The organism is Streptomyces sp. G45 (genome assembly GCF_049542095.1).
Lineage (GTDB): Bacteria > Actinomycetota > Actinomycetes > Streptomycetales > Streptomycetaceae > Streptomyces.
Map to the genome: position 1 here is coordinate 741,874 of NZ_JBMUZU010000001.1, position 23,185 is coordinate 765,058.

At 74.0% G+C, this 23,185-nt stretch carries 20 protein-coding genes and 2 pseudogenes; 16 read left to right on the top strand and 6 right to left on the bottom strand.

Annotated features, from left to right (window positions below; all coding sequences use genetic code 11):
* Window positions 1-299 precede the first annotated feature (299 nt).
* The 7 genes from ACOBQU_RS02990 to ACOBQU_RS03020 all read left to right on the top strand — a co-directional run bounded on the left by ACOBQU_RS02990 (window position 300) and on the right by ACOBQU_RS03020 (window position 7,640).
* Window positions 300-884: a hypothetical protein gene (locus tag ACOBQU_RS02990; protein ID WP_423634215.1), complete on the top strand. Its 585-nt coding sequence runs from the start codon at window positions 300-302 to the stop codon at window positions 882-884.
* A gap of 703 nt (window positions 885-1,587) precedes the next feature.
* Window positions 1,588-1,977: a hypothetical protein gene (locus ACOBQU_RS02995; protein WP_423624335.1), complete on the top strand. Its 390-nt coding sequence runs from the start codon at window positions 1,588-1,590 to the stop codon at window positions 1,975-1,977.
* Window positions 1,974-4,223: a class III lanthionine synthetase LanKC gene (gene lanKC, locus ACOBQU_RS03000; protein WP_423634217.1), complete on the top strand. Its 2,250-nt coding sequence runs from the start codon at window positions 1,974-1,976 to the stop codon at window positions 4,221-4,223. The genes ACOBQU_RS02995 and lanKC overlap by 4 nt, the downstream gene beginning before the upstream one ends.
* Entirely contained in the window at window positions 4,220-5,533 is a 1,314-nt protein-coding gene (locus ACOBQU_RS03005) for an MFS transporter (RefSeq protein ID WP_423624336.1), read from the top strand. Before lanKC ends, ACOBQU_RS03005 begins: the two co-directional genes overlap by 4 nt.
* 9 nt (window positions 5,534-5,542) lie before the next feature.
* A complete protein-coding gene (locus tag ACOBQU_RS03010) occupies window positions 5,543-5,989 on the top strand; it encodes a cytidine deaminase family protein (RefSeq protein WP_423624337.1) in 447 nt (148 codons plus the stop codon).
* 55 nt (window positions 5,990-6,044) lie between these two features.
* A complete protein-coding gene (locus tag ACOBQU_RS03015; protein ID WP_423624338.1) occupies window positions 6,045-6,239 on the top strand; it encodes a hypothetical protein in 195 nt (64 codons plus the stop codon).
* Between the two features lie 150 nt (window positions 6,240-6,389).
* Window positions 6,390-7,640, top strand: a complete 1,251-nt coding sequence (locus ACOBQU_RS03020) for a serine hydrolase domain-containing protein (RefSeq protein WP_423624339.1) — start codon at window positions 6,390-6,392, stop codon at window positions 7,638-7,640.
* A 15-nt stretch (window positions 7,641-7,655) separates the two neighbouring features.
* Here ACOBQU_RS03020 and ACOBQU_RS03025 read toward each other — a convergent pair whose 3' ends face one another.
* The 3 genes and pseudogenes from ACOBQU_RS03025 to ACOBQU_RS03035 form a co-directional block, all read right to left on the bottom strand.
* Window positions 7,656-9,398 (bottom strand): ABC transporter ATP-binding protein, encoded by a 1,743-nt coding sequence (locus ACOBQU_RS03025; RefSeq protein WP_423634219.1) that lies wholly within the window; start codon window positions 9,396-9,398, stop codon window positions 7,656-7,658.
* Between the two features lie 372 nt (window positions 9,399-9,770).
* Window positions 9,771-11,411, bottom strand: a pseudogene (murJ, locus tag ACOBQU_RS03030) (murein biosynthesis integral membrane protein MurJ); the annotation flags it as partial.
* A gap of 183 nt (window positions 11,412-11,594) precedes the next feature.
* Complete coding sequence (locus ACOBQU_RS03035; RefSeq protein ID WP_423624340.1) at window positions 11,595-12,683, bottom strand: sensor histidine kinase; 1,089 nt, start codon at window positions 12,681-12,683, stop codon at window positions 11,595-11,597.
* Window positions 12,684-13,007: 324 nt separating this feature from the next.
* Here ACOBQU_RS03035 and ACOBQU_RS03040 point away from each other — a divergent pair, with 324 nt between their 5' ends.
* Together ACOBQU_RS03040 and ACOBQU_RS03045 are read left to right on the top strand one after the other, a co-directional pair.
* Window positions 13,008-14,186: a lipid II:glycine glycyltransferase FemX gene (locus ACOBQU_RS03040; RefSeq protein WP_423624341.1), complete on the top strand. Its 1,179-nt coding sequence runs from the start codon at window positions 13,008-13,010 to the stop codon at window positions 14,184-14,186.
* 55 nt (window positions 14,187-14,241) lie between these two features.
* Window positions 14,242-14,709 carry a GNAT family N-acetyltransferase gene (locus ACOBQU_RS03045; protein ID WP_423624342.1) on the top strand — a complete coding sequence of 156 codons (468 nt, stop codon included), beginning with the start codon at window positions 14,242-14,244 and terminating at the stop codon, window positions 14,707-14,709.
* A gap of 51 nt (window positions 14,710-14,760) precedes the next feature.
* Here the strand turns inward: ACOBQU_RS03045 and ACOBQU_RS03050 are convergent, their stop codons facing one another.
* On the bottom strand, window positions 14,761-16,080 hold the full coding sequence (locus ACOBQU_RS03050; protein WP_423634221.1) for a UDP-N-acetylmuramoyl-tripeptide--D-alanyl-D-alanine ligase: 1,320 nt from the start codon (window positions 16,078-16,080) through the stop codon (window positions 14,761-14,763).
* A 373-nt stretch (window positions 16,081-16,453) separates the two neighbouring features.
* Here ACOBQU_RS03050 and ACOBQU_RS03055 point away from each other — a divergent pair, with 373 nt between their 5' ends.
* From ACOBQU_RS03055 to vanX, 3 genes are read left to right on the top strand one after another with little or no spacing between them, the layout of a single operon-like run.
* The gene (locus ACOBQU_RS03055; protein ID WP_423634223.1) at window positions 16,454-17,485 is read left to right on the top strand and encodes a D-isomer specific 2-hydroxyacid dehydrogenase family protein; all 1,032 of its coding nucleotides are present in this window, start codon (window positions 16,454-16,456) and stop codon (window positions 17,483-17,485) included.
* Entirely contained in the window at window positions 17,478-18,515 is a 1,038-nt protein-coding gene (gene vanA / locus ACOBQU_RS03060; RefSeq protein ID WP_423624343.1) for a D-alanine--(R)-lactate ligase, read from the top strand. The genes ACOBQU_RS03055 and vanA overlap by 8 nt, the downstream gene beginning before the upstream one ends.
* Window positions 18,512-19,120: a D-Ala-D-Ala dipeptidase VanX gene (gene vanX / locus ACOBQU_RS03065; RefSeq protein WP_423624344.1), complete on the top strand. Its 609-nt coding sequence runs from the start codon at window positions 18,512-18,514 to the stop codon at window positions 19,118-19,120. The genes vanA and vanX overlap by 4 nt, the downstream gene beginning before the upstream one ends.
* Window positions 19,121-19,137: 17 nt before the next feature.
* Here the strand turns inward: vanX and ACOBQU_RS03070 are convergent, their stop codons facing one another.
* Window positions 19,138-19,797, bottom strand: a complete 660-nt coding sequence (locus ACOBQU_RS03070) for an NADPH-dependent F420 reductase (protein ID WP_423624345.1) — start codon at window positions 19,795-19,797, stop codon at window positions 19,138-19,140.
* Window positions 19,798-19,894: 97 nt separating this feature from the next.
* On the opposite strand from ACOBQU_RS03070, the gene ACOBQU_RS03075 reads away from it, so the two are divergent.
* Both ACOBQU_RS03075 and ACOBQU_RS03080 read left to right on the top strand, forming a co-directional pair.
* Window positions 19,895-20,671 carry a DJ-1/PfpI family protein gene (locus ACOBQU_RS03075; protein WP_423634225.1) on the top strand — a complete coding sequence of 259 codons (777 nt, stop codon included), beginning with the start codon at window positions 19,895-19,897 and terminating at the stop codon, window positions 20,669-20,671.
* Entirely contained in the window at window positions 20,584-21,567 is a 984-nt protein-coding gene (locus ACOBQU_RS03080) for an NADP-dependent oxidoreductase (protein ID WP_423624346.1), read from the top strand. Before ACOBQU_RS03075 ends, ACOBQU_RS03080 begins: the two co-directional genes overlap by 88 nt.
* A gap of 34 nt (window positions 21,568-21,601) precedes the next feature.
* Here the strand turns inward: ACOBQU_RS03080 and ACOBQU_RS03085 are convergent.
* Window positions 21,602-21,916: pseudogene (locus ACOBQU_RS03085) on the bottom strand (DUF4326 domain-containing protein); the annotation flags it as partial.
* Between ACOBQU_RS03085 and ACOBQU_RS03090 the strand changes: the two are divergent.
* Together ACOBQU_RS03090 and ACOBQU_RS03095 are read left to right on the top strand one after the other, a co-directional pair.
* The gene (locus tag ACOBQU_RS03090; RefSeq protein ID WP_423624347.1) at window positions 21,915-22,058 is read left to right on the top strand and encodes a hypothetical protein; all 144 of its coding nucleotides are present in this window, start codon (window positions 21,915-21,917) and stop codon (window positions 22,056-22,058) included. The pseudogene ACOBQU_RS03085 and the gene ACOBQU_RS03090 overlap by 2 nt on opposite strands.
* A 221-nt stretch (window positions 22,059-22,279) precedes the next feature.
* Window positions 22,280-23,152: an aldo/keto reductase gene (locus ACOBQU_RS03095; RefSeq protein ID WP_423624348.1), complete on the top strand. Its 873-nt coding sequence runs from the start codon at window positions 22,280-22,282 to the stop codon at window positions 23,150-23,152.
* Window positions 23,153-23,185: the final 33 nt, after the last annotated feature.

The following is a 23,185-nucleotide window of genomic DNA, read 5'->3' on the forward strand; positions in this document are numbered from 1 at the left end:
GCCCTCACCCTCGACCTGCTCGGCCACCGGGACCGGGCCCTCGCCCTCCTCGACCGCTCCCGCCCGCTCGACGCCCGGGTGGTCCGCCCGGACCTGGCGGGCGGCAGGGCCGGAATCGCCCTGAACCTGCTGCGGTTCGCGCACGCCACCGGCGACACCGCGCCGCACGACGCCGCCCTGCGCACCGCCGACGGCCTCGCCGCCCTCGTCACGGACGGCCCCCTCACCCCACGGCCCGGCACTCCCCGCCGTACGGCCTGCTGCACGGCGGCTCCGGCATCGCGCTGCTCTTCCTGCACCTGTACGAGGAGACGGGCGCCGCCCGCTACCTGGCGCTCGCCGACCGCGCGCTCGGCCACGACACCGACCGGTGCGCCACCGGCCCCGACGGGGCCCTCACGCTCTTCGACGGCAGCCACCACCTGCCGTACCTGCACGGCGGCAGCGGCGGGCTCGCCTTCCCGCTGCGGGCGCTGCTGCGGCACCGGCCCGACGAGGGCAGGGCCGCCGTGCTCGCCGCCGTGCGGCACACCAGCCGGGCGCTGTACGTGCGCAACGCGGGCCTCCTGCGGGGCCGCGCGGGCGGCATCGCCGTGCTCGCCGCCACCGACAGCGCCGACAGCGCCCACGCCTGCGATGACCCTCGCGGCCGCGGCGACCAGGACGCCGTACGCACCCAGGTGCGCCGCCTCGCCTGGTACGCGCGCGGCTACCAAGGGCACCTCGCGTTCCCGGGATTCCGGATGCGGCGGCTGTCCGCGGACCTCGCGACCGGCGCGGCGGGCGTGCTGCTCGCCCTCGACTCCGCGCTCGGGGAGGGCGGGCCCGTCCTGCCCTACCTCGACCCGCGGCCACCGGCCCCACGAGACGGCGAGGGGAGGTGATTCGGATGGCGGAGATCCTCGACCTCCAGGAGCTGGAGGAGGAGACGCCCGCGCTGTGGCCGTGCGTCAACAGCCACCACAGCACCGACGGAGTCGCCTGACGCGCCGAACGGTCTGGGTCGGCGCCTCACTGTCGACCGGACAGCGGAGAAAGGGGGTGACACACATGGCGGAGATCCTCGAACTGCAGGAGCTGGAGGAGGAGACGACCTCCCTGTGGCCCTGCGCCAACAGCATCCACAGCAGCCACGCGGTGTCCTGACGCGCCGAACGGTCCGGGTTCAGCGCCGCAGCCACCTCATGGCTGACCGCAAGGCGAAGGAAGAGAGGAAGGGGGTGACACCCATGGCGGAAATCCTGGAACTGCAGGAGCTGGAGGAGGAGACGACCTCCGTGTGGCCCTGCGCCAACAGCAACCACAGCAGCCTCGGCGTGTCCTGACGCACCGAACGGTCCGGGTTCGGCGCCGCACGACCGACCGGAGAACGGAGAGAGGAGGTGACGCACATGGCGGAGATCCTCGAACTGCAGGAGCTGGAGGAGGAGACGACCTCCCTGTGGCCCTGCGCCAACAGCTATGAGAGCGCGCGCGGCGTCGCGTGACGCTCCGTCCACCACCCCGACGCCCGCCGGTCGCGGCCTCTCCGCGGCCGGTGGGCGATCGCCCCCACCGGGACCGGGACCTCCGGGAGGAACACTCACCATGCTCGCTCAGGGCCACCTCGTCGCGGACCCCTGTTTCGTGGACGCCCTCGACCGCGTCGACGACGCCGGACAGCGCTTCGCACGCGCCTCGAGCCCGCCGCCCGCGGGCTGGCTGCGCACCGAGCGCGGCGGCTGGGTCAACATCCACCGCGCCGACGCCGCACTGCCCCGCCAGGGCTGGAAGATCCACGCCTCGGCCACCGCCGACCGGGCGGAGGACGTCGTGGAGACCGTCTGGGAGTACTGCACGCGGCGCGGCGTCTGCTTCAAGTTCCTGCGCGGCCCTGTCCTGCTGCACCACGTCAACAGCAAGCAGGCGCCGCGCCCCGCCGGGGCAAACTGGTCACCGTCTACCCCGCCGACGAGCGGGAGCTGGAGGAGACCCTGACCGGCCTCGCGCCGCTGCTGCGCGGCGTCCAGGGCCCGTACGTGCTCAGCGACCTGCGCTGGGACGACGGTCCGCTGTACGTGCGCTACGGCGGCTTCGCCCTCGCCTACTGCTTCGCGCCGGACGGCGGGTACGTTCCCGCCATGGAGGGCCCGGACGGCACCCTGGTGCCCGACGTGCGGGGCACGTCCTTCCGGGTGCCGCCGTGGGTGGAGCCGCCCGCGTTCCTCGCCGGGCGGATCAACGCGTTCCGCGCCGCGTCCGGGGGCTTCCCGTACCGGGTGGAGAAGGCGCTGCACTTCTCCAACGGCGGCGGGGTCTACCGCGCGGTGGAGAAGGGCACCGGGCGCCGCGTGGTGCTGCGCGAGGCGCGGCCGCACGCGGGCCTCGACGACCGGGGCGCGGACGCCGTGGCCCGCCTCGCCCACGAGGAGGCGATGCTGGAGCGGCTCGCCGGGCTCCCCTGCGTCCCGCGCCTGTACGCGCGCACCCGGCACTGGGAACACCACTTCCTCGTCGAGGAGTTCGTCGAGGGCGACACGCTGCACGAGGCGATCGGCCGACGCCACCCGCTGTTCCGCGAGGGCGCGGACGAGGCCGACCTCGCGGCGTACACCCGCTGGGCCCGCGACGTCCTCGGCCGGATCGGGCAGGCGGTGGGCGCGCTGCACGCGCGGGGCGTCGTCTTCGGCGACCTCCAGCCGGGCAACGTCATCGTGCGCCCGGACGGCAGCGTGTGCCTGGTCGACTTCGAGACCGCCGTCGAGGACGGCGACGACCGGGCGCCCTCGCTCGGCACGGCCGGGTTCACCGCCGGGTGGGCCCGCTCGGGGCGCGCCGTGGACCGCTACGCGCTGGCGGCCGTGGGCCTCGCCCTGTTCTGTCCGCTGACACCGCTGCTGCGCTTCGACCGGACCAAGTACGCGCAGCTCACGGCCTGGGCGGAGCGCCGCTTCCCGCTGCCGCCGCAGTTCGCCGCGCACTTGCGGGAGCGGCTCGCGCCCCCGCCGGACTGGCGCCACCCCGGCGACGACACGCCCCCGGACGACTCCGCGTGGCCCGAGGTGCCCGGCGCCGACGGGCGCGCGGCCCTGGACTCCATGGCCGAGGCGATCCTGCTCAGCGCGACCCCGGAGCGCGAGGACCGGCTGTTCCCCGGCGACGTACGGCAGTTCGACCACCAGGGCGCGTCCCTCGCGTTCGGCGCGGCGGGCGTCCTGCACGCGCTGCACATCACCGGCCGGGCCGCGTACCCGGCGTTCGAGGAGCACGTCGACTGGCTGGTGCGCGCCGCCCGGCGCGTCCGCTGGCCGCGGCCCGGCCTGTACGACGGCCTCGCGGGCGTCGCGTACGTGCTGGCCGAGCTGGGGCGGCCCACGCACGCCCGGGAGGCGCTCGCCCGCCTCGACGGCATCCCGCTCGACGGCTGCGGCGGGGGCCTGTTCGGCGGGCTCGCGGGCATCGGCCTGACGCGGCTGCACTTCGGTGACGCGGCCGCCGCCGAGGAGGCGGGCGAGCGCCTGGCGCGGGTGCTGACCGGCGGCCAGAACCTGCCGGGCCCGGCGGACGCGGTGGGCCTGATGGACGGCTGGTCGGGTCCGGCGCTGCTGTTCACCCGGCTGCACGCCGCGTCGGACGACCACCGGTGGCTCAGGCTCGCGGCGACCGCGCTCGCCCGGGACCTCGGCCGCTGCGGGGCGCCCCGACCGGGCCGCGTCCAGGTCAGGGACGGGCAGCGGTGGCTGACCGCCCTGGACCGTGGCGGCGCCGGGATCGCGCTCGCCCTCGACGCCTACCTCCAGCGCGCCGACGACCCCCACTTCCGGCTCGTACGCGACCGCGTCCGCGACGGCCTGGGCACGGAACTCCTGCTGTCCCCCGGCCTCCTGGACGGGCAGGCGGGGCTGCTCCACGCCACCGCCCATCTGACCGGCCCGGGCTCCGCACTGGCGCCCCACCTGCGGAGCCTGGGCCTCCACTGCGTGCGCTTCCGGGGCCGCCGGGCGTTCGCCCTCGACGGGCTGCTCCGCCTGTCGATGGACCTGGCCACCGGCACCGCCGGGGTGCTGCTCGCGATGCACACCGCGCTGACGGGCGACCGCGGGCGCGCGGCACCACTGCCGTTCCTCACCGCACCCGAGGGGCCGGTGACAGCACCGGCGGGGGCGGAGCCGACGGCCGCGGGAGCGCCGTCGGGGGCCTCCGTGAGGGCGTCGTCAGGGGCCTGCCCGGGGGCGCTGCGGTGAAGAGCGGAGCCCTTTCGCCCGACAGTCTCCGCCGCAACCGGGACTTCCAACTCCTGTGCGCCGGGCAGGGGTTGTCCCTGCTCGGCTCGGGCGCGTCGGCCATCGCGCTGCCGCTGCTCGTGCTGCGGGCGACGGGCTCACCGCTGCACGTCGGCCTGGTGGAGGCGGTCTGGACGGGCTCCCTCGCGCTCGCGTGCGTGCCCGCGGGCCCGGTCGCCGACCGGTTCGACCGCCGCACGGTCCTGCTGGTGTGCGAGGCGGGCCGGGCGGTGGCCAGCGCGGCCCTCGCGGCGGCGGTCCTCGCCGGGCACACCTCGCTGCCGGTGCTGCTGTTCGCCGGGGCGGTCCTCGGCTTCCTCACGGCGCCGTTCAACGCGGCCGTGCTGCCGCTGGTGCGGGAGGTGGTGCCCGAGTCCAGGCTCGCCACGGCGCTCGCCGTGAACCAGGTGCGCGGGCAGGCCGCCTACCTGCTGGGACCGGTGGTCGGGGGCGCGCTGTTCAGCGCCGGGGCGAGCTGGCCGTTCTGGCTCGACAGCGGTTCGTACGGGGTGTCGGTGTGCTGCCTGCTCGCCCTCAGGGTGCGCCCGGGTGACCCCGGTGGGGCGCGCGAGGGCTGGTGGCGTTCGTTCACCGCCGGGCTGCGGTTCCTGTGGCGGCAGCGGCTGCTGCGCCGCCTCACGCTGGTGGCGTCGGCGCAGAACTTCGTCTTCGACGGCGTCTATCTGGCGATCGTGGTGAGCGCCGCGGGCCGGGGCGTGTCGTCGCTTTCGGTCGGGATGGTCACGGCGACGTCGGCCGCCGGGGCGATGACCGGCGTGCTGCTCGCGCCCCTCGCGGGCAGGCACCTGCGGCCGTCCACGATCCTGCTCGCCACGGGCGCCGTGTGCGCGGCGCTCGTCGGCGCGATGGCCCTGACCGGCGGGGCGACGGCGCTCGCGGTGCTGCTCGCCGGGTGCGCGCTGGCCGTCGCCGTGTCCGGCTCGGTGATGACGCTGGCGCGCCTGCGCCACACTCCGAAGGAACTCCAGGGCCGCATGAACAGCACGATCGGCCTGCTGTTCATGGCCACGCCGCCGCTGGGCGCGGCCCTGGCCGGAGTCCTCCTCGACCGGCTGCCCAGCGCCACGGTCTTCCTGCTCTTCGCGGCGGCCCTGGCGGTCCTCGCCGCGCTGTCACCGGGCGAGAACACCTTCCGGTACCCGGAGGGCGCCGAAGCCGCCGCGCCCTCGGACGCCGCCCGGCCCCGGCGGGGCCCGCGGCGCCGGGGCGCCCGCCGGAATCCGCTCGCGACCCGCCCTCCGCCTCCGTAGCCTGCGGCCATGCGCATCCCCGTACAGGACCTCACGGCCGCCGACCACGAACTCATCGCGTACGCCCGGGGCATCGTCGACGCGAACACCGACGGGGAGGACGGCGTCCACACCGTGGGCGCCGCCGTCCGCGCGGCCGACGGGAGCCTGCACGGCGGCATCAACGTCTACCACTTCACCGGCGGCCCGTGCGCGGAGCTGGTCGCGCTGGGCAGCGCCCGCGCCAACGGGGCCCGCGAGCTGACCGCCATCGTCGCCGTGGGGAACATGGGGCGAGGCGTCATCGGGCCGTGCGGCAGGGACCGGCAGGTGCTGTTCGACTACCACCCGCGGATCCGGGTCATCCTGCCGACGCCCCAGGGTCTTGGCAGCATCCCCATCAGGGACCTGCTGCCGCTGGCGACCGCGTGGAGCCCCGATGAGGGGTCGGTGCCGTTCACCCGGGGGCCCGTCTGACCAGGGCTGACGGTCTGAGAGGATCGTCAGGACCGTACGAAGGGGGACGAGAACCGTGATCGTTCTGGCGCTGGTGGCCGTGCTGCTGCTCGCCGTGTTCGGCTGTGTCTGCGTGGTGTGGGCCCAGCGGGGCGGGCCGCGCTGGGTACGGGCGGTGTCGGCCGTGACGCTCGCCCTGGGCACGGTCGTGCGCCGCCAGGGCAAGGGCCAGCGCACCGGCTCCGGTCAGACCCTCGACGGCGGCGACTAGACGACGGCGGTCCCTCGCCCCCCGCACATGACGTGTATCGCGGGCGTATCGAAAAGCGCATACGTCACCGCGACGGCGCCCCCGCTTTGGTGGAGGCATGAACCACCGCGCGTCGGCGGTCGGTTCGCCGACCAGGAGAGGGATGTGACCATGGGCTCGGATTCCGTACGCGGCATCGACCGGCGGCGGCTCATCGGGTGGGGCGGGCTCGCGGCCGCGGGCGTGGCGGCGGGCGGCGCGCAACTGGTGGGCGCCCGGCCCGGCCACGCCGCAGCGGACACCGCCCGCGAGATCCCGCCGGACGCCCGGCCCGGCGGGGCCTACGACCGGTACGTGGCGAAGCTGGCCGCCGAGGACAGGTTCTCCGGCGTGGTGCTGCTGTCGTACCGGGGCCGCACGGTCCTGTCGCGCAGCTACGGCATGGCCGACAAGGAGGAGGGCGTCCGCAACGACAAGGGCACCGCGTTCAACCTCTCCTCGGCGGGCAAGCCGTTCGGGGCGGTGGCCATTCTGCGGCTGGCGCAGGAGGGCAGGCTCAACCTGTGGGACACGGTGGGCACCCACCTGAAGGGCTTCGCCAAGGACATCGCCGAGAACGTGACCCTGCACCACCTGCTGTCCGGCACGTCCGGCCTGAGCACCCCCGACCCCGACCTGCGCCGGATCTTCCACAGCCGGGACGAGGTGCGCGAGTACAACGCGCAGTGGGCCCGGCAGTCGAAGCTGGAGTCCGCCCCCGGCACCCCCACCAACCACTCCGGTGCCGAGGTCGCCATCCCCGCGATGATCGTGGAGGCCGTGACCGGCACGACGTACTGGGACTACGTGGAGGAGCACGTCTTCCGGCGCTGCGGCATGACCGGCACGGCGTTCTTCACCAGGCCGCAGTGGCTCACCGACCGGCACATCGCGCACTCCTACATGCGGCAGGCCGACGGCAGCCGGGTGGACGCCGTCCGCAACCTGGACAAGGGCAGCCCGGACCCGTACCACTTGGGCAAGAACCCGGCCCGCGGCTTCATCGACGCTCCCGGGGACGGCGGCTTCGCCACCGCGCCGGACCTGGTGCGGTTCGCGCACGCGCTGGCCGACGGCACGGTCCTCGACCGGCCCTACGCCGAGCTGCTCACCGCCCCCAGGCTCCCCCTCCCGCCGCAGGGGGGCGGCCTGGCCGCCAAGGCCGCGCCCGCGGACGCGTCGTTCGCGGCGTACTCGATGCCGGTCAGCCTCATCAACGGCCAGTGGGTGCACGGGCGCGCGGGCGCCAACCCCGGCAGCGTCGCCAGCTGGAACATCTACCCCTACAGCGGCTGGGTCGGCGTCGTCCTCGCCAACCACGACGAGGTGCCGTTCCAGGAGATCATCCAGCGGGAGATAGAGGTCGTCACCGGGCGGCGCTGACCGCCCCGGCGGCGCTCAGGACGCAGTCGCGAGGAACTGGGTCGCCGCCAGCTCCGCGTACAGCGGATCCGCCGCCACGAGTTCGTCGTGCGTGCCGACGGCGCGGACCCGGCCCGCGTCCATGACGACGATCCGGTCGGCCAGCGTCACCGTCGACAGGCGGTGCGCGACGACCAGGACGGTCACCTCGCGGGACACCTCGGTGACGACGTCGCGCAGGGCGAGTTCGTTGACGGCGTCGAGCTGCGAGGTGGCCTCGTCCAGGAGCAGCAGGCGGGGCTTGCGCAGCAGGGCGCGGGCGATGGCCACGCGCTGGCGCTCGCCGCCGGACAGCTTGGAGCCGCGGTGCCCGACGACGCTGTCCAGGCCGTCGGGCAGCCGCTCGACGAGGGCGTCGAGGCGGGCCCGGGCGAGGACGTCGCGCACGTCGTCGTCGGTGGCGTCGGGCGCCCCGAACAGCAGGTTCTCCCGCAGGGTGCCCGCGAGCACCGGCGCGTCCTGCTCGACGTACCCGATGGCGGCCCGCAGGTCGGCCAGCGGCCAGTCGCGCACATCCGTTCCGTCGATCAGGACCCGGCCGCCGCTCGCCTCGTAGAACCGCTCCACGAGCCCGAACACCGTGGTCTTGCCCGCGCCGGACGGGCCGACGAACGCGGTCATGCCGGGTCCGGGCACGGTGAAGGTCACGCCGTGGTGGACGTACGGCAGGTCGGGCCGGTAGCGGAAGGTGACGTCCTCGAAGGCGACGGCGGCGGGCGCGCGGTCCGCGGGGCCGGTGGCGTGCCGCGGCGGCGCCTCCAGGTCCTCGGTCTCCATGCGCTCCGCCTGCGCGATCCGCGCGACGGCGGCGGCGCCCACCTGGTACTGGGTGACGGCGTCGACGAGGCGGCTGACGGGGTCGATCAGATAGAACAGCAGCATCAGGAAGGCCACCAGCGTCGCCACGGACACCGCTTCGGACGCGACGCGGGCGCCGCCGACGCCGAGGACGGCCAGGAACGACACCTGGATGGCGAAGCCCATCGAACTCCACGCCACCGCCTGCCACTTGGCGGACTTCACGCCGTGCCGCCAGGCCTCCCGCGCGGCCTCCTCCACCGTCGCTGTCTCGCGCTGCTCGGCGCCGGACGCCTTGAGGGTGCGGAAGGCGCCGAAGGCCCGCTCAAGGGCGGTGGAGATCGTCCCGACCGCTTCCTGGGAGCGCTGCGTGGCCCGGGAGATCTTCGGCATGACCAGGCCCGTGGCGCCGCCGATGAGGACGATCACGCCGAGGGTGACGGCGAGCAGCACCGGGTCCATGAACGCCATCATCACGATCGTCGCGACGACAGTGAGGCCGCCGGAGAACGCGGACACCACGGACTGCGTGGTGACGGCCTGGAGCAGCGTGGTGTCGGAAGTGACGCGGGACATCAGGTCGCCGGGCTGGACGCGGTCGATCTCGGTGACCTTCAGGCGCAACAGCCGCCGGATGAGGGCGCGGCGCGACTCCAGGACGACGGACTGGGCGGTGCGCTCCAGGATGTAGCTGCCGAGGGACTCCACGAGTGTGCCGATCACCAGGAGCGCGGTCAGCAAGAGGAGGATCGAGGCGATCGACTCGTCGGCGGAGAGGCGGTCGAGCAGGGACTTGATCGCCACGGGCTGCGCGAGGCCGGTGGCCGCGCCGATGAGGGTGCACAGGCCGCCGAGCAGCACCGCGCCGCGGTGCGGCCGGAAGTGGCCGTAGAGGATCCGCCAGGTCTCCCTGGCGGGCAGCCGCGCGGTGGTGTCGTCGCCGTCCTTGCCGCTCTTGCCGCCCTTGCTGTCCTTGCCGCTCTTGCTGTCCTTGCCGCTCTTGCTGTCCTTGCCGCTCTTGCTGTCCTTGCCGTCGTTGCCGGGGGCGGTCCGCCGGTCGCCGGTCCGGTCGGGGGCGCCGGGTCCCTTGGGGTGGTGCTCGCTGTTCGGTCTGTTCTCTTTCACGGGGTGCTCGTCGTTCTCTCGCGCGGTGCTCGTTCCGGCGCTGGCCTGTCGGGTCTCGTTCGGCGTGCGGCCGCTTCCTGGTCGTCCTGGTCTCGGGATCTTCACGGGTCACACCTGGCAGGACGCAGCGCGCGGGGTTTCGCCTGACCGGCGGGGCGAGACGGCGGCTCAGCGGGCCCGCGGCCGCAGCTCGCCGACCCGCAGCAGCCTGGCCAGCAGCAGATAGCCCACGGCCATGGCGGCGGCGCCCGCCGTGAGCGCGAGGGCGGTGTGCGCGGTGTCGGCGCCGCCGGGGGCCGAGGCGTCCGCGCAGGCCCGCGCCACCGCCCAGGCGAGCGCCCCGGCGGGCGCGGCGGCGAGCGCCAGCTTGCCGTAGGTGCGGGCGAGCCGCCTGCCGTCCAGGCGCCCGCCGAGGCGGCGCCGCAGCAGCCGCGCGGTGAGCAGCAGCCCCACGGCGTACGACAGCGTGTAGGCGCCCGCCATGCCGACGACCGCCCAGCGGGCCGGGAGCAGTTGGTGGCAGGCGGTGGCCAGGGCGATGTTCACGGCGGCGATCCACGCCGCCATCCAGAACGGGGTGCGGGTGTCCTCGAAGGCGTAGAAGCCGCGGAGCAGCAGGTACTGCGCGGAGAACGGGATGAGGCCGAGGCCGAACGCCTGGAGCATCTGGCCGAGCGGCTGCGTGGCGGCGGCGTCGGCGGTGCCGTGCCCGAACAGGAGGGCCGCGGTCTGCGGCCCGAGCGCGAGGAAGAAGAACCCGGCGGGCACGATCACCACTCCGGTGAGCCGCAGCGCACGGGACAGCTCGCCGCGCAGGTCGTCGGTGCGGCCCTGGGCGGCGGCGGTGCTCAGCCGGGGCAGCAGCGCCGTGACGAGGGAGACGGTGACGATGGACTGCGGGAGCAGCCAGATGGTCTGCGCGTACGAGTACGCCGTGTACCCGGCGCCCGCGGTGGGCAGCTGCTGGTCGGCGGCGTTGGCGTACTGGGTGACGACGGTCAGCGCGGCCTGGTTGGCGAGCACGAACAGCAGCGTCCAGCGGGCCGCCCGGGCGCTCTTGCGCAGGCCCGCGCCGCGCCAGTCGAAGCGGGGCCGGAAGCGGAAGCCCGCCGCGCGCACGTACGGGACCAGGGCGAGGGCCTGGAGCGCGATGCCGCTGGTGGTGCCGATGCCCAGGAGCCGCACCTGGGCCGCCGTGATATCGCCGACGTGCTCGGGCGCGGTCATCAGGCCGAGGTAGGCGGCGAACATGCCGATGAGGACGACGTTGTTGAGGACGGGCGTCCACATCATCGCGCCGAACCTCTCCCGGGCGTTGAGCACCTGGCCGAGCATGCCGAACATGCCGTAGAAGAAGATCTGCGGCAGCAGGAACCGGGCGAAGACCACCGTCAGTTCGAAGGCCTCGTGCTGCTCGGGGGTGTCCCGCATGTACAGGCCGACGATCCCCGGGGCCGCCCACACCGCGAGCGCCGTGCCGACGGCGAGGACGCACAGCACGAGGGTGACCAGGCGCTGTTCGTAGGCCCGGCCGCCGTCGGCCTGCGTGGTCCGGGCACGGACGAGCTGCGGCACGAGCACGGCGTTCAGGGCGCCGCCGATGAGCAGCGTGTACAGGCCGGTGGGCACGGTGTTCGCCGTGTTGTACGTGCTGGCGAGCAGGCCGGTGCCGAGGGCCGCCGCCTGGAGCACCTGGCGGATGAGGCCGGTCGCGCGGGACACGACGGTTCCGGCGGCCATGAGGAGGGAGGAGCGGGCGAGCCCGCCCTTCTGCCGCTTCCCGCGCGGCGCCGCGTGGCGGCCCCTCCCGGCACGCCGGGGACGCTGGTCTCGTCGAGCCCCCTGAGTCCCGTAGGCCCCCTAGGTCCTGTAGGTCCTGTAGGTCCCTTAGGTCGCCGTGGTCTGTCGGTCGCGCACCGGCTGTCTCGTTCGTCCCCTCCACCATCGGGTCAATCTATCCGGTGGTGTTCGAGGAGCGGCCCGCCCGTCCCTTCACCGTGGGGGCGGTACCGGGGGCAGTTCCACGGTGGCGCGGAGGCCGCCCGTGAGGCGTGGGGTGAGGGTGAGGGTTCCGTCGTGGGCGTGGGTGATGGTGTTGACGATGGCCAGGCCGAGGCCGACGCCCGCGTGGTCGGCGTGGATGCGCGTGGTGCCGCGCTGGAACGGTTCGGTGAGGGTCGCGGCCAGCTGCGGGGGGATGTGCGGGCCGGTGTTCTCGACCGTGAGCACCGCACCGTGCGGGTGGACGCTGGTGCTCACCCACACCGTCCCCCCTTCGGGCAGGTTGTGGACGATCGCGTTCTGCACGAGGTTCGTGGTCAGCTGCAGCAGGAGCGCCTGCGATCCGAAGACCGGGGCGATGTCACCGGTGGTCTCGATGGTGACGCCCCTCTTCTCGGCGAACGGCAGCAGCGTTTCGGTGGCCTCTTCCGCGAGGAGGGACAGGTCGACGTGGTCCCGGGTGAAGGACCGCTGGTCGGCGCGGCTGAGCACGAGCAGCGCCTCGGTGAGGTCGATCGCGCGGGTGTTGACGGCGCGCAGCCGGTCGACGAGCTTGCCGGGCTCCCGGGTCGGGTCGTTGTGGGCCACGTCGAGGAGCGACTGGGAGATCGCGAGCGGGGTGCGCAGCTCGTGGGAGGCGTTGGCCGCGAATCTCCGCTGCTCGGCGACGTGGGCTTCGAGCCGGGCGAGCATCGCGTCGAAGGCGTCGGCGAGTTCGCGGAACTCGTCCCTGCGGCCCGGCAGCCGGATCCGGTGGGAGAGCGATCCGTCGGTCGCCATGCGCGTGGCGTCGGTGATGCGCGTCAGGGGAGCGAGCATGCGACCGGCGAGGACCCATCCCCCGAGGAGGCCGAACACCAGGAGGAACGCCAGCACCACGGCCGCTGTCGGGGCGAAGCCGCGCACGAAGTCGGTGCCCGGAGTGCGCCGCCACGCCCCCTCGGCGTTGGTCTGCAGCCACCCCTGCTGCACGAGGAACGCCCCGATGGCGCCGAGCAGCAGCACGCCCGCGACCATGAGGAACCCGGCGTAGCTGAGGGTGAGTTTGACGCGGACGCTCAGCCCGGGCTGTCTCTCCACGGCCTCACCCCTCACGGTGGACGGCCACGGCCGGACAGGGTTCGTCCTCGACGGTCAGCACACGCATGGCAGCAAGGCTACGAGCCCGGACCTATGGTCGGCGTATCGAAATCCGCATACGCGCCGACAACACCCCCCTGCCTTCACTGGCCGCATGCCCTACCGCGAACCACCCCGAACAGCGGCCCCGCCCCTGGCGTCCGCGTGCCCCGCGACCGGCCCCGGTGCCGGGAGGTGCCGACCGATCCGCCGCGCGGTGACCCCGCGGCCCCCGGCACGCCGCCGTCCCGTGTCGGCACACGCCTGCCTGAGGAGGGCGGCCCGGTGAGCGGAACCGCCCACGGGGTCAGGGGCGCGGGTGCCCGCCTGACCGTCACGGCCATCAGCGCCGCCGAGCACCTGGCGTTCGTACGGCGGCAGCGGTCCGTCAGCTTCCTCCAGACCCCGGCGTGGGGCCGCGTCAAGACCGAGTGGCGCGCCGAGTCCCTCGGCTGGTACGACGGACCGCGCCTGGTCGGGGCCGGGCTCGTCCTGCACCGGCCGGTGCCGCGGCTCGACCGCTTCACGCTGGCCTACCTCGCCGAGGGCCCGGTCATCGACTGGACCGGCGACCTCGACCCCTGGCTCGACCCGCTGGCCGCCCACCTCAGGCGGCGCGGCGCGTTCGCGATCCGCCTCGGCCCGCCGGTGCGCACGCACACCTGGAGCGCCGCCCAGGTCAAGGAGGGCATCGCCGCCCCGGGCAGCAAGCGGCTCACCGACGTGACCGGGCACGTCGCCGACCCGGTGGGCGCCCGCGTGACCGGCCGCCTCCGAGAGGCCGGGTGGCTGCCGCAGAACCCGCGGGACGGCTTCGGCACCGGGCATCCGCAGTTCAAGTACGAGATCCCGCTGGCCGGAAGGACCGAGGGCGACCTGCTCAAGGGCATGAACCAGCAGTGGCGCCGCAACATCAAGAAGGCGGCCGCGGCGGGCGTCGAGGTCACGGTCGGCGGGAGCGACGAGGACGTACGGGCGTTCCACGACCTGTATGTGCACACCGCCCGGCGCGACCGCTTCACACCCCGGCCGCCGCACTACTTCGCGACCATGTTCGCGGCGCTGGGCGCCGAGGACCCCGAGCGCGTCAGGCTCTATCTGGCCCGCCACCAGGGCGACCTGGTCGCCGCCGCCATCCTGGTCCGCGTCGGCGCCCACGCGGTGTACGCCTACGGCGCCTCCTCCACCGACAAGCGCGAGGTGCGCGGCTCCCACGCCTGCCAGTGGGCCATTATCCGCGACTCGCTCGCGGCGGGCTGCGACGTGTACGACCTGCGCGGCATCACCCCCACGCTCGACGCGGACGACCCGCACGTCGGGCTGATCCGGTTCAAGGCCGGGACGGGCGGTCAGGCGGTGCGGTACGTCGGCGAGTGGGACCTGCCGCTGCGGCCGATGACCTATCGGGCCTTCGCTCTCTACATGAGGCGGCGCGGGTCCCTCGGGCAGCGAGAGCGAACGTGAGCGCGCGTCCGACCGCCGCCGGGGACGAGACGGGGACGAGACGGGGGCGGGGAGCGTGAGGATCAGACCGGCCCGCGGCGCCGACGCCCATCCGGTCAGCGCGTTGCTGGACCAGCTGGGCTATCCGCAGGCCGACCAGGCGGCGACGGCGAGCCGGATCGGCGCCTGGGCCGAGGATCCGGCCAGCGCGGTCTTCGTGGCCGAGGCCTGCGGCGAGCTGCTCGGGGTCATCGCGGTGCACGTCTGCCCGTTCTTCGAACGCGACGGCGCCTGGGGGCGGATCGTGGCCCTGGTGGTGTCCGAGCGGGCGCGCGGGCGGGGCGTCGGCGCGCGACTCGTTGCGGTCGCCGAATCGTTCGCCGCCGCGCGCGGCTGCCTCCGCATGGAGGTCACCAGTAGTGATCGTCGGCGTGGCGCGCACGCGTTCTACCGGCGCCGCGGGTACGTCGACGAGGCGGGGACGTCGTCCCGTTTCCTGCGCCCCCTGCCTGGGGGCGACGGCCCCCGGGGTTCCGGGTCCTGAGGCGTCGTCGAGCGTCGGCTCCGCGACGCGGTGGCCCGACCGTCCGAACGGTCAGGTGAGCGCTGCGGCGACCGCGTCGAGGCGCGCCCCGCGCGAGGCCTTGACCAGCACCACGTCGCCAGCGGCGAGGTGGCCGCGCAGCCAGTGGACGGCCGCGTCGTGGTCGGCCAGCGCCACCGCCCGCGCGCCCGCGCCGACGGCGATCGGACGGCCGCCCACACCGACCGTGACGACCACGTCGGCCCGGGAGGCGGCGTACGCGCCGATCGCGCGGTGCTCGTCCTCGCTGAGCTCCCCCAGTTCGAGCATCTCGCCGAGGACGGCGACGCGGCGCCCGCCCTGGACCGCCGCCAGCGCGTCGAGGGCGGCGCGGGTCGAGTCGGGGTTGGCGTTGTAGGAGTCGTTGAGCAGCGTCGCGCCGCAGGCGAGGTCGCGGGGCTCCATGCGCCACTTCGACAGCGAGACGGCGCCCAACGCCGCCGCGGCCTCCTTCAGGGGGACGCCTGCCGCCAGCCCCGCCGCCGCGGCGGCCGCGGCGTTGAGCGCCTGGTGGGCGCCCACGAGCGGCAGCGCGACGCGGGCCGAGGCGTCGGCGGTCCGCAGCGTGAACGACGGCCGCCCGAACCGGTCGAGCGCCAGGTCGCGCACGCGGACGTCGGCGTGCTCGGCCTGCCCGAAGGTCACCACCGGGCCGTCGGTGAGGGCGCGCATCGCGGTCACCCGGGGGTCGTCGGCGTTGAGGACGGCGGCCCCGCCGGGCGCCAGGCCCTCCACCAGTTCCCCCTTGGTCCGGGCGATGGCCGCGCGCGATCCGAACGCGCCGATGTGGGCCTGGCCGACGTTGAGGACGACGGCGACGTCGGGCGCGACCAGGCCGGTGAGCGCGGCGATGTCGCCGATGTGGCGGGCTCCCATCTCCAGGACGAGGAACCGGGTGTCCGGCCCGGCGCGGAGCATGGTGAGCGGCACGCCGAGTTCGTTGTTGAGCGAGCCGAGGGTGGCGGTCGTCGGCGCGGCGTCCGCCAGCACGGCCGCCAGCAGGTCCTTCGTACTGGTCTTGCCCTGGGAGCCGGTCAGGCCGACGACGGTCAGTCCGCCCCGCAGCCGGGCGACGACATGCGTGGCGAGCGTGCGCAGCGCGGTCCGGACGTCGTCGACGACGACGGTGGGCAGCGGGGTCGGCCGGGAGCCGAGCACGGCCACCGCCCCGGCACGACCGGCCTGGTCGGCGTAGTCGTGGCCGTCGGCGTGCTCCCCGGCCAGGGCGACGAAGAGGCCGCCCGGCTCGGCCTGCCGACCATCGAGCACGGCGGGCGCGGTCACCGTCACGGCGGCGTCCCCCGCGACCCGCCCGCCGACGACCGCGGAGATCTCGCCGAGGCCGAGCGGGACCGTGCCCGCGCGGCGCGGGGATCGGCGAGCGGCGGAGGCGAGACCGGTGGAATGGGCAGCGGAAGGGGAAGCGGGACAGGAAGCGGAAGAGGAAGCAGAAGAGGAAGAGGGACGGGAAGCGGGGTGGGGATACGAAAGGGCTTCTTCGCTGAAGGTCACGCTGAAAGTCAAGACGGCGCCGTGTTGTCGGCGCGTATGCGGTTTTCCATACGCGGACCATAAGATACCGGCCGGTAAGGTATCGGTGGCATATCGAAATCCACATACGTTCTGGTAACGCCCGGCTGTTTTGACTGCTGGCATGACCTCCAGCGAATCAGCACGACGAGCGGCGGCACGCCGCGCCCCCTCGCTGACGTCCTCAGGTGCCACGGCGACGTCCGCACGTGCCACGGCCGCACGGGCCGTGGGAGTCGCGGTCTACGGGTGCGAGAAGGACGAGGCCGCGCTGTTCCGGGCGTTGGCGCCCCGCGTGGGTGTGCGCCCCACCCTCATCGAGGCGCCGGTGTCGGAAGCGACCGCGGAACTGGCGGCCGGGAACCGGTGTATCAGCGTCAGCCACAAGACCGATGTCACCCCGTCCACGCTGCGTGCGCTGAGCCGGGTCGGGGTGGCCTATATCTCCACCAGGAGCGTCGGCTTCGACCACATCGACGTGGAGTACGCGGCGGGCCTCGGCATCTCCGTGGAGAACGTCTCCTATTCGCCCGACAGCGTGGCCGACTACACGGTGATGTTGATGCTGATGTCGGTGCGGCACGCGAAATCCGTCATCCGCCGTGCCGATGTCCACGACTACCGGTTGAGCGATGTCCGGGGGCGTGAACTGCGCGATCTGACCGTCGGTGTCGTGGGGACGGGACGCATCGGCGCGGCGGTCGTGGAAAGGCTGCGGGGTTTCGGATGCCGGACCCTGACGCACGACGGTCGCGCCGGGAGCGGCGCCGCTGACGTCCCCCTGGACACCCTGCTCGAACAGAGCGACATCGTCACGCTGCATACGCCGCTCAACGCGGACACGCACCACCTTCTGCATCGCCACCGCATCGAGCGGATGAAGCACGGCGCCTTCGTCATCAATACGGGGCGCGGCGCGCTCATCGACACCGAGGCTCTCGTATCGGCGCTGGACAGCGGATTCCTGGGCGGTGCGGCCCTGGATGTCATCGAGGGCGAGGAAGGCGTCTTCTACGCCGACTGCCGGGACAAACCCCTCGCCAGTAAGGCGCTGGCGCGGCTGCAAGAGCTGCCGAACGTGGTCATCAGCCCGCACACCGCCTATTACACGGACCACGCCCTGAGGGACACGGTCGAGAACTCCCTCACCAACTGCCTGGAATTCGAAAGCGGGAATGAACGGAATGAGCGCAATGAGCATGGATAAGGTGAAGGTCGGGATCCTTTTCGGCGGGTGCTCCGAGGAACACCCCGTCTCCGTCAAATCGGCGCGAGAGGTCGCACGGAGCATCGACCTCGACAGGTATGAGCCGTTCTACGTCGGGATCACGAGGAGCGGCGCCTGGAAGCTGTGTGACGGCCCCGGTCCTGACTGGGAGAGCGGCGGCCGGACGGCCCTGCTGTCGCCGGACCGGAGCACCCGCGGACTGCTCGTCCTGGAGCGGGGGCACTACGGCACGGTCGAACTGGACGTCGTGCTGCCCGTGCTGCACGGCAAGCTCGGCGAAGACGGCGCGGTGCAGGGCCTGCTGGAACTCTCCGGCATCCCCTACGCGGGCTGCGACGTGCGGAGTTCCGCGCTGTGCATGGACAAGACCCTCACCTACCGCGTCGCCGCGAGCGCGGGAGTCGCGACGCCGACGTTCTGGACCGCCGGGCCGGACGACGACTTCGACCCCGAGCAGCTGACGTATCCCGTCTTTGTGAAGCCCGTCCGTTCGGGGTCGTCGTTCGGCGTCAGCAAGGTGTCGCGGAAGGAGGAACTGCGGCCCGCGATGGACATCGCGCGGCAGTACGACACGGAGGTGCTGATAGAAGAGGCCGTGGTCGGCAGCGAAGTCGGATGCGCCCTCCTCGGGAACGAGCGGGACGTCATCACGGGCGAGGTGGACCGGATCGCGCTGTCGCACGGCTTCTTCAAGATCCACCAGGAGGACGATCCGGAGAGCGGCTCCGAGAACTCCCTGCCCATCGTGCCCGCGGACATCTCCGCGCGGTCGCGCGCGCTCGTCCAGGAGACGGCGAAGTCCGTCTACCGCGCCCTGGGCTGCACCGGCCTGGCGCGGGTCGACCTGTTCCTCAAGGAGGACGGAAGCGTGGTCCTCAACGAGGTCAACACCTTCCCCGGCCTGACCTCCTACAGCCGCTATCCGAGGATGATGGCGGCCGCCGGACTGACCCTGACCGACGTGGTCGACCAGCTGGTGGCGCTGGCACTGACGGGGAAACTGCTGTGAACGACGACTTCGCCTTCCTCGACGAGTGCGTGCCCGGAATACGCTGGGACGCCAAGTACGCCACCTGGGACAACTTCACCGGCAAACCCGTGGACGGCTACCTGGCCAATCGGATCGTCGGTACCAGGGCCCTGGGCGCGGCCCTGGAAAGAGCGCGCGACAAGGCCCGCTCCCGCGGCTTCGGCCTGCTCCTGTGGGACGGATACCGCCCCCAGCGCGCCGTGGACTGCTTTGTGCGCTGGTCGCGGCGGCCGGAGGACGGCCGGACGAAGCAGCGGCACTATCCGCGCATCGACAGGGCCGAGATGTTCGAGAAGGGGTATGTCGCCGCGCGGTCCGGCCACAGCCGGGGCAGCACCGTCGATCTGACGCTCTACCACCTGGCGACCGGTGAACTCGCCGCCATGGGCGGGGGCCACGACCTGATGGATCCGGTCTCCCATCACGGAGCGCCGGACATCACGCCGTCGGAGGCGGAGAACCGGCGGTGCCTCCGCTCCCTCATGGAGGTCTGCGGCTTCCGCCCGTACGAGCGTGAATGGTGGCACTACACCCTGGAAGACGAGCCCTACCCGGACACGTACTTCGACTTTCCCGTCACGTGAGCGGCACCAGTGGGGCTTCAGGCCCGGAACGCCTCCGGCCGTTCCGGGCTGGCCGCCGCCAGGGCCGAGGTGACCTCGGCGGCGCCCGCCCGCAGGCCGTAGACGGGGGTGTCGGGCTGCTGGCGCCAGGACTCGTCGATGCCGCCCGCGTCGACGGTGTCGAAGCCGAGTTCGTCGATCAGGGCGCGCACGGTCTTCTTGGCCGCCTCGTCGTCACCGGCGACCGGCAGGGCCATCCGGTCGGGGTGCCCCTGGGGCAGCGGCCTGTCGAGGAGGTCCGCGGCGTAGGTGCCGTTGAACGCCTTGATGACCGGGTGGTCGAGGTGCTGCTCGGTCCAGCGGCTCTCCGTCAGGCCCGCCTCGATGGCGTCGATCCTGCCGTCGCGCTCCTTCGGGTAGTAGTTGCCGGTGTCGATGACGGCGACGCCGTCGGCGGCCGTGTCGAGCAGGCCGGAGGGCAGGTCGGGGACGTTCTTCAGCGGGATCGTCACGACGACGACCTCCGCGTCGCGCGGGGCGTCCGCCACGGTGACGGGCGTGGCGCCGGTCTCCTCGGCGAGGGCGGTGAGGGTGTGCGGGCCGCGCGAGTTGGCCACGGACACGTCGTGGCCGAGCGCGGTCAGGCGCCGGGTGAGGTTGCCGCCGATGTTGCCCGCGCCGATGATGCCGATCTTCATGGGGTCCTCCAGGGCCGGGGTGCGGCGGGGGCGGGGCGGGGTGCCGCCGCCGTGCGGGCCGCGTAGTGGTCGATGTGTGTCCGCAACCACGGGGCCGGTGTGGCTATTTCCCGGCGCCGGATGGTTTTCCGCCGGTCAGGGCCGCTCTTGCGTACTGACCGGCGCCGCGCACTGGACTCTCGCCGACGGGACGCGGCACCCCACCGGCTTCTGGGCGGAGGAGGCGGTGGTCCCGTACCAGGCGTTCACGGCCGCGGGCCACGAGGTCGTGGTCGCGCCGCCCGGCGGCGTGGTGCCGACCGCCGACCAGGCCAGTCTGACACCGGAGGCCAACGGCGGCCAGGCGGGCGCCGACCGGACCGCGGCGGCGCTCGCCGCGTTCACCGCGCTCGCCCCGCCGCTCAGCCTGGCGGACGTGGACCTCGACGACTGCGCCGCGGTGTTCTGCCCCGGCGGCCACGGCCCCATGGAGGACCTGGCCGTCCACCCGGCGTCGGGCGCCCTGCTCCCCCGCGCCCTGGACTCCGGCACGCCGCTCGCCGTCGTCTGCGGGGCCTGGGCGACCGGGCACCCTGGCTGCTCCTGCCCGTCGCGCAGGCCGCAGGGCGCGGGCCGCAACGCTCGGGCCGCAACGCGCGTGGCCAGATCCTCACGGCACCTGGCCGTCACGCCACCCCCGGGAGCCGCGCCGGGCAGGCAGCCTTGGGGCCTGCCAGGCGCCACCGGCGCCGGACCCTCGTACCCGCCCCCCGGCCCTCTCCACGGCCCCGCGGAAGGAACCCACCCATGCCCCGGACCGCCCCCAGCCCCGCCCTCGCGCCCGCGACCATGCGCGCCGTCTCCCAGGACGGCCCCGGCGGCCCCGACGTCCTGAAGCTCGTCCGCGCCGAGCGGCCCGAGCCGGGCCGGGGCGAGGTCCTGGTGCGGGTGCGCGCGGCGGGCGTGAACCCGGCCGACTGGAAGACCCGCGAGCGCGGCGTGTTCGCCGACGGCGGCGCGCCGCCCTTCGTGCTCGGCTTCGACGTGGCGGGGACGGTCGCGGCCGTCGGCGCGGGCGTGACCCTGTTCGCGCCCGGTGACGAGGTGTTCGGCATGCCGCGCTTCCCGCACCCGGCGGGCGCGTACGCCGAGTACGTCACCGCTCCCGCGCGCCACTTCGCGCCGCGTCCGCGCGGCCTCGACGCCGTCGCGGCGGGCGCGCTGCCGCTGGCCGCGCTCACCGCCTGGCAGGCCCTCGTCGACACCGCGGGCGTCCGGCCCGGCCAGCGGGTCCTCGTCCACGCGGCGGCGGGCGGCGTGGGGCACCTGGCCGTGCAGATCGCCAAGGCCCGCGGCGCGCACGTCATCGGTACCGCCAGTGCCGCCAAGCACGAACTGCTGCGCGCGCTCGGCGCCGACGACTGCGTCGACTACCGCACCCAGGACGTCGCCGACGCCGTCCGGGACGTCGACGTCGTACTCGACGGCGTCGGCGGCGCCACCTGGACGGACTCGCTGCGCGTCCTGCGTCCGGGCGGCACGCTCGTGTCGATCCTGCCGCCGGACGACGGCTTCCCCGCGCGGCGGGCCGAAGCGGAGGGCAAGCGGGCGGTGTTCATGCTCGTCGAACCGGATCACCAGGGTCTGCGGGAGGTCGCCACCCTGGTGGAGAGCGGCCGTCTGCGGGTCCTCGTCGACGCGGTGTTCCCCCTCGAACAGGCCGCGCGGGCCCACGAGTTGGGCGAGAAGGGCCGGACCACCGGGAAGATCGTCCTGACGGTCGACACCTGAGGGGCCTTCGGGACGCCATCGCCGGTTCAGCCGCGCTCCCCGCCCCCGCGTCCGCCAGCTCGGCGATCACCTCCGCGTGGCACGGCTTGGGCACGCACCAGCAGCCGAGGCGGTGTCCGCGCAGCTCGGGCAGCAGGGCGAGCAGTTCGGGCCGCGCGAGGAGGTAGGCGCGGTACTGCTCGACCACCTCCTCGCGGGTGCCGTCGGGCCCGGGCCGGTAGGGGCAGGCCAGGGGTGAGGCGTCGAGGTGCCAGCCGCCCCGGTGCATGGCCCGGCCGACGTACACCACGTCGGCGTACTCGGGGTCGTCGCGGTGGCCCTTGAGGTTGACCACGGTGGTGCGGGACATGAGGCGATCCTCGCCGCTCGCGGCGGCCCAGGCAACGTGGGCGGCCGAGGGCGCCGCCCGGCCGGACGCGAGGGTGCCGCTCGGCCCGACACGAGCCCTGCGGGCCGACGCCGCCCGGCCCGACGCCACGGCGCCGCCCTGACCGGCGGCAGGTGCCCTGGCCTGCTCTGTCCTGTCCGACGTGACGCCCGCGACGCCCCTCCCGCCAGCGCGCACGCGCGTCCCCGCGGCCGCGAGGGCACCGTGCGCGGGCGCGTCGGAACGGCTGCCGGTGAGCACCCTGGCCCCCTCTTCTGCCGCCGTTGCGCATAGGTTCGTGTCGCACACCTCGTGTCGTCCGTACGTCGTGAAAGGACCGCTCCCATGAGCACCCGGAACACCTCGCGCCCCGCCGACGCCTCCGGCACGTTCGCCCTCGGCGGCGACCTGACCGTCAACCGGCTCGGCTACGGCGCCATGCAGCTCACCGGACCCGGCGCCTGGGGCGAGCCCAAGGACCGGGACGAGGCGATACGCGTCCTGCGCCGCGCCGTCGAGCTCGGGGTGAACTTCATCGACACCGCCGACTCGTACGGGCCGTTCGTCAACGAGCTGCTCATCAAGGAGGCGCTGCGCCCGTACGCCGACGACCTGGTCATCGCCACCAAGGGCGGCTTCACCCGCCCCGGCCCCGAGGACTGGAGCGCACTCGGCCGTCCCGCGTACCTGCGCCAGCAGACCGAGCTGAGTCTGCGTCACCTCGGCGTGGAGCGCATCGACCTGTACCAGCTGCACCGCATCGACCCCGAGGTCCCGCTCGCCGACCAGGTGGGCGAGCTCGCGGAGCTCCAGAAGGAGGGCAAGATCCGGCACATCGGCCTGTCCGAGGTGACGGTGGAGCAGCTCACGGCGGCGCGGGAGATCGCCGAGATCGTCTCCGTGCAGAACAAGTACAACCTGGCCGACCGCGGCTCGGAGGACGTCCTGGACTACGCCGAGCGCGAGAACATCGCGTTCATCCCGTGGTACCCGATGGCCACCGGCGAGCTGGCCCGCCCCGGCGGCCCGCTCGACGCCATCGCCAAGGAGCAGGGCGCGAGCCCCTCGCAGCTCGCCCTCGCCTGGCTGCTGCGCCGCTCCCCGGTGACGCTGCCCATTCCGGGTACGTCGCGGGTGGCGCACCTGGAGCAGAACGTGGGCGCCGCGGGCGTGGCCCTGACGGGCGAGCAGTTCGAGGCGCTGGCCGCCGCCGTCTGACCCGCCCGGCCCGCCGGGAAGCCGGGACGGCCC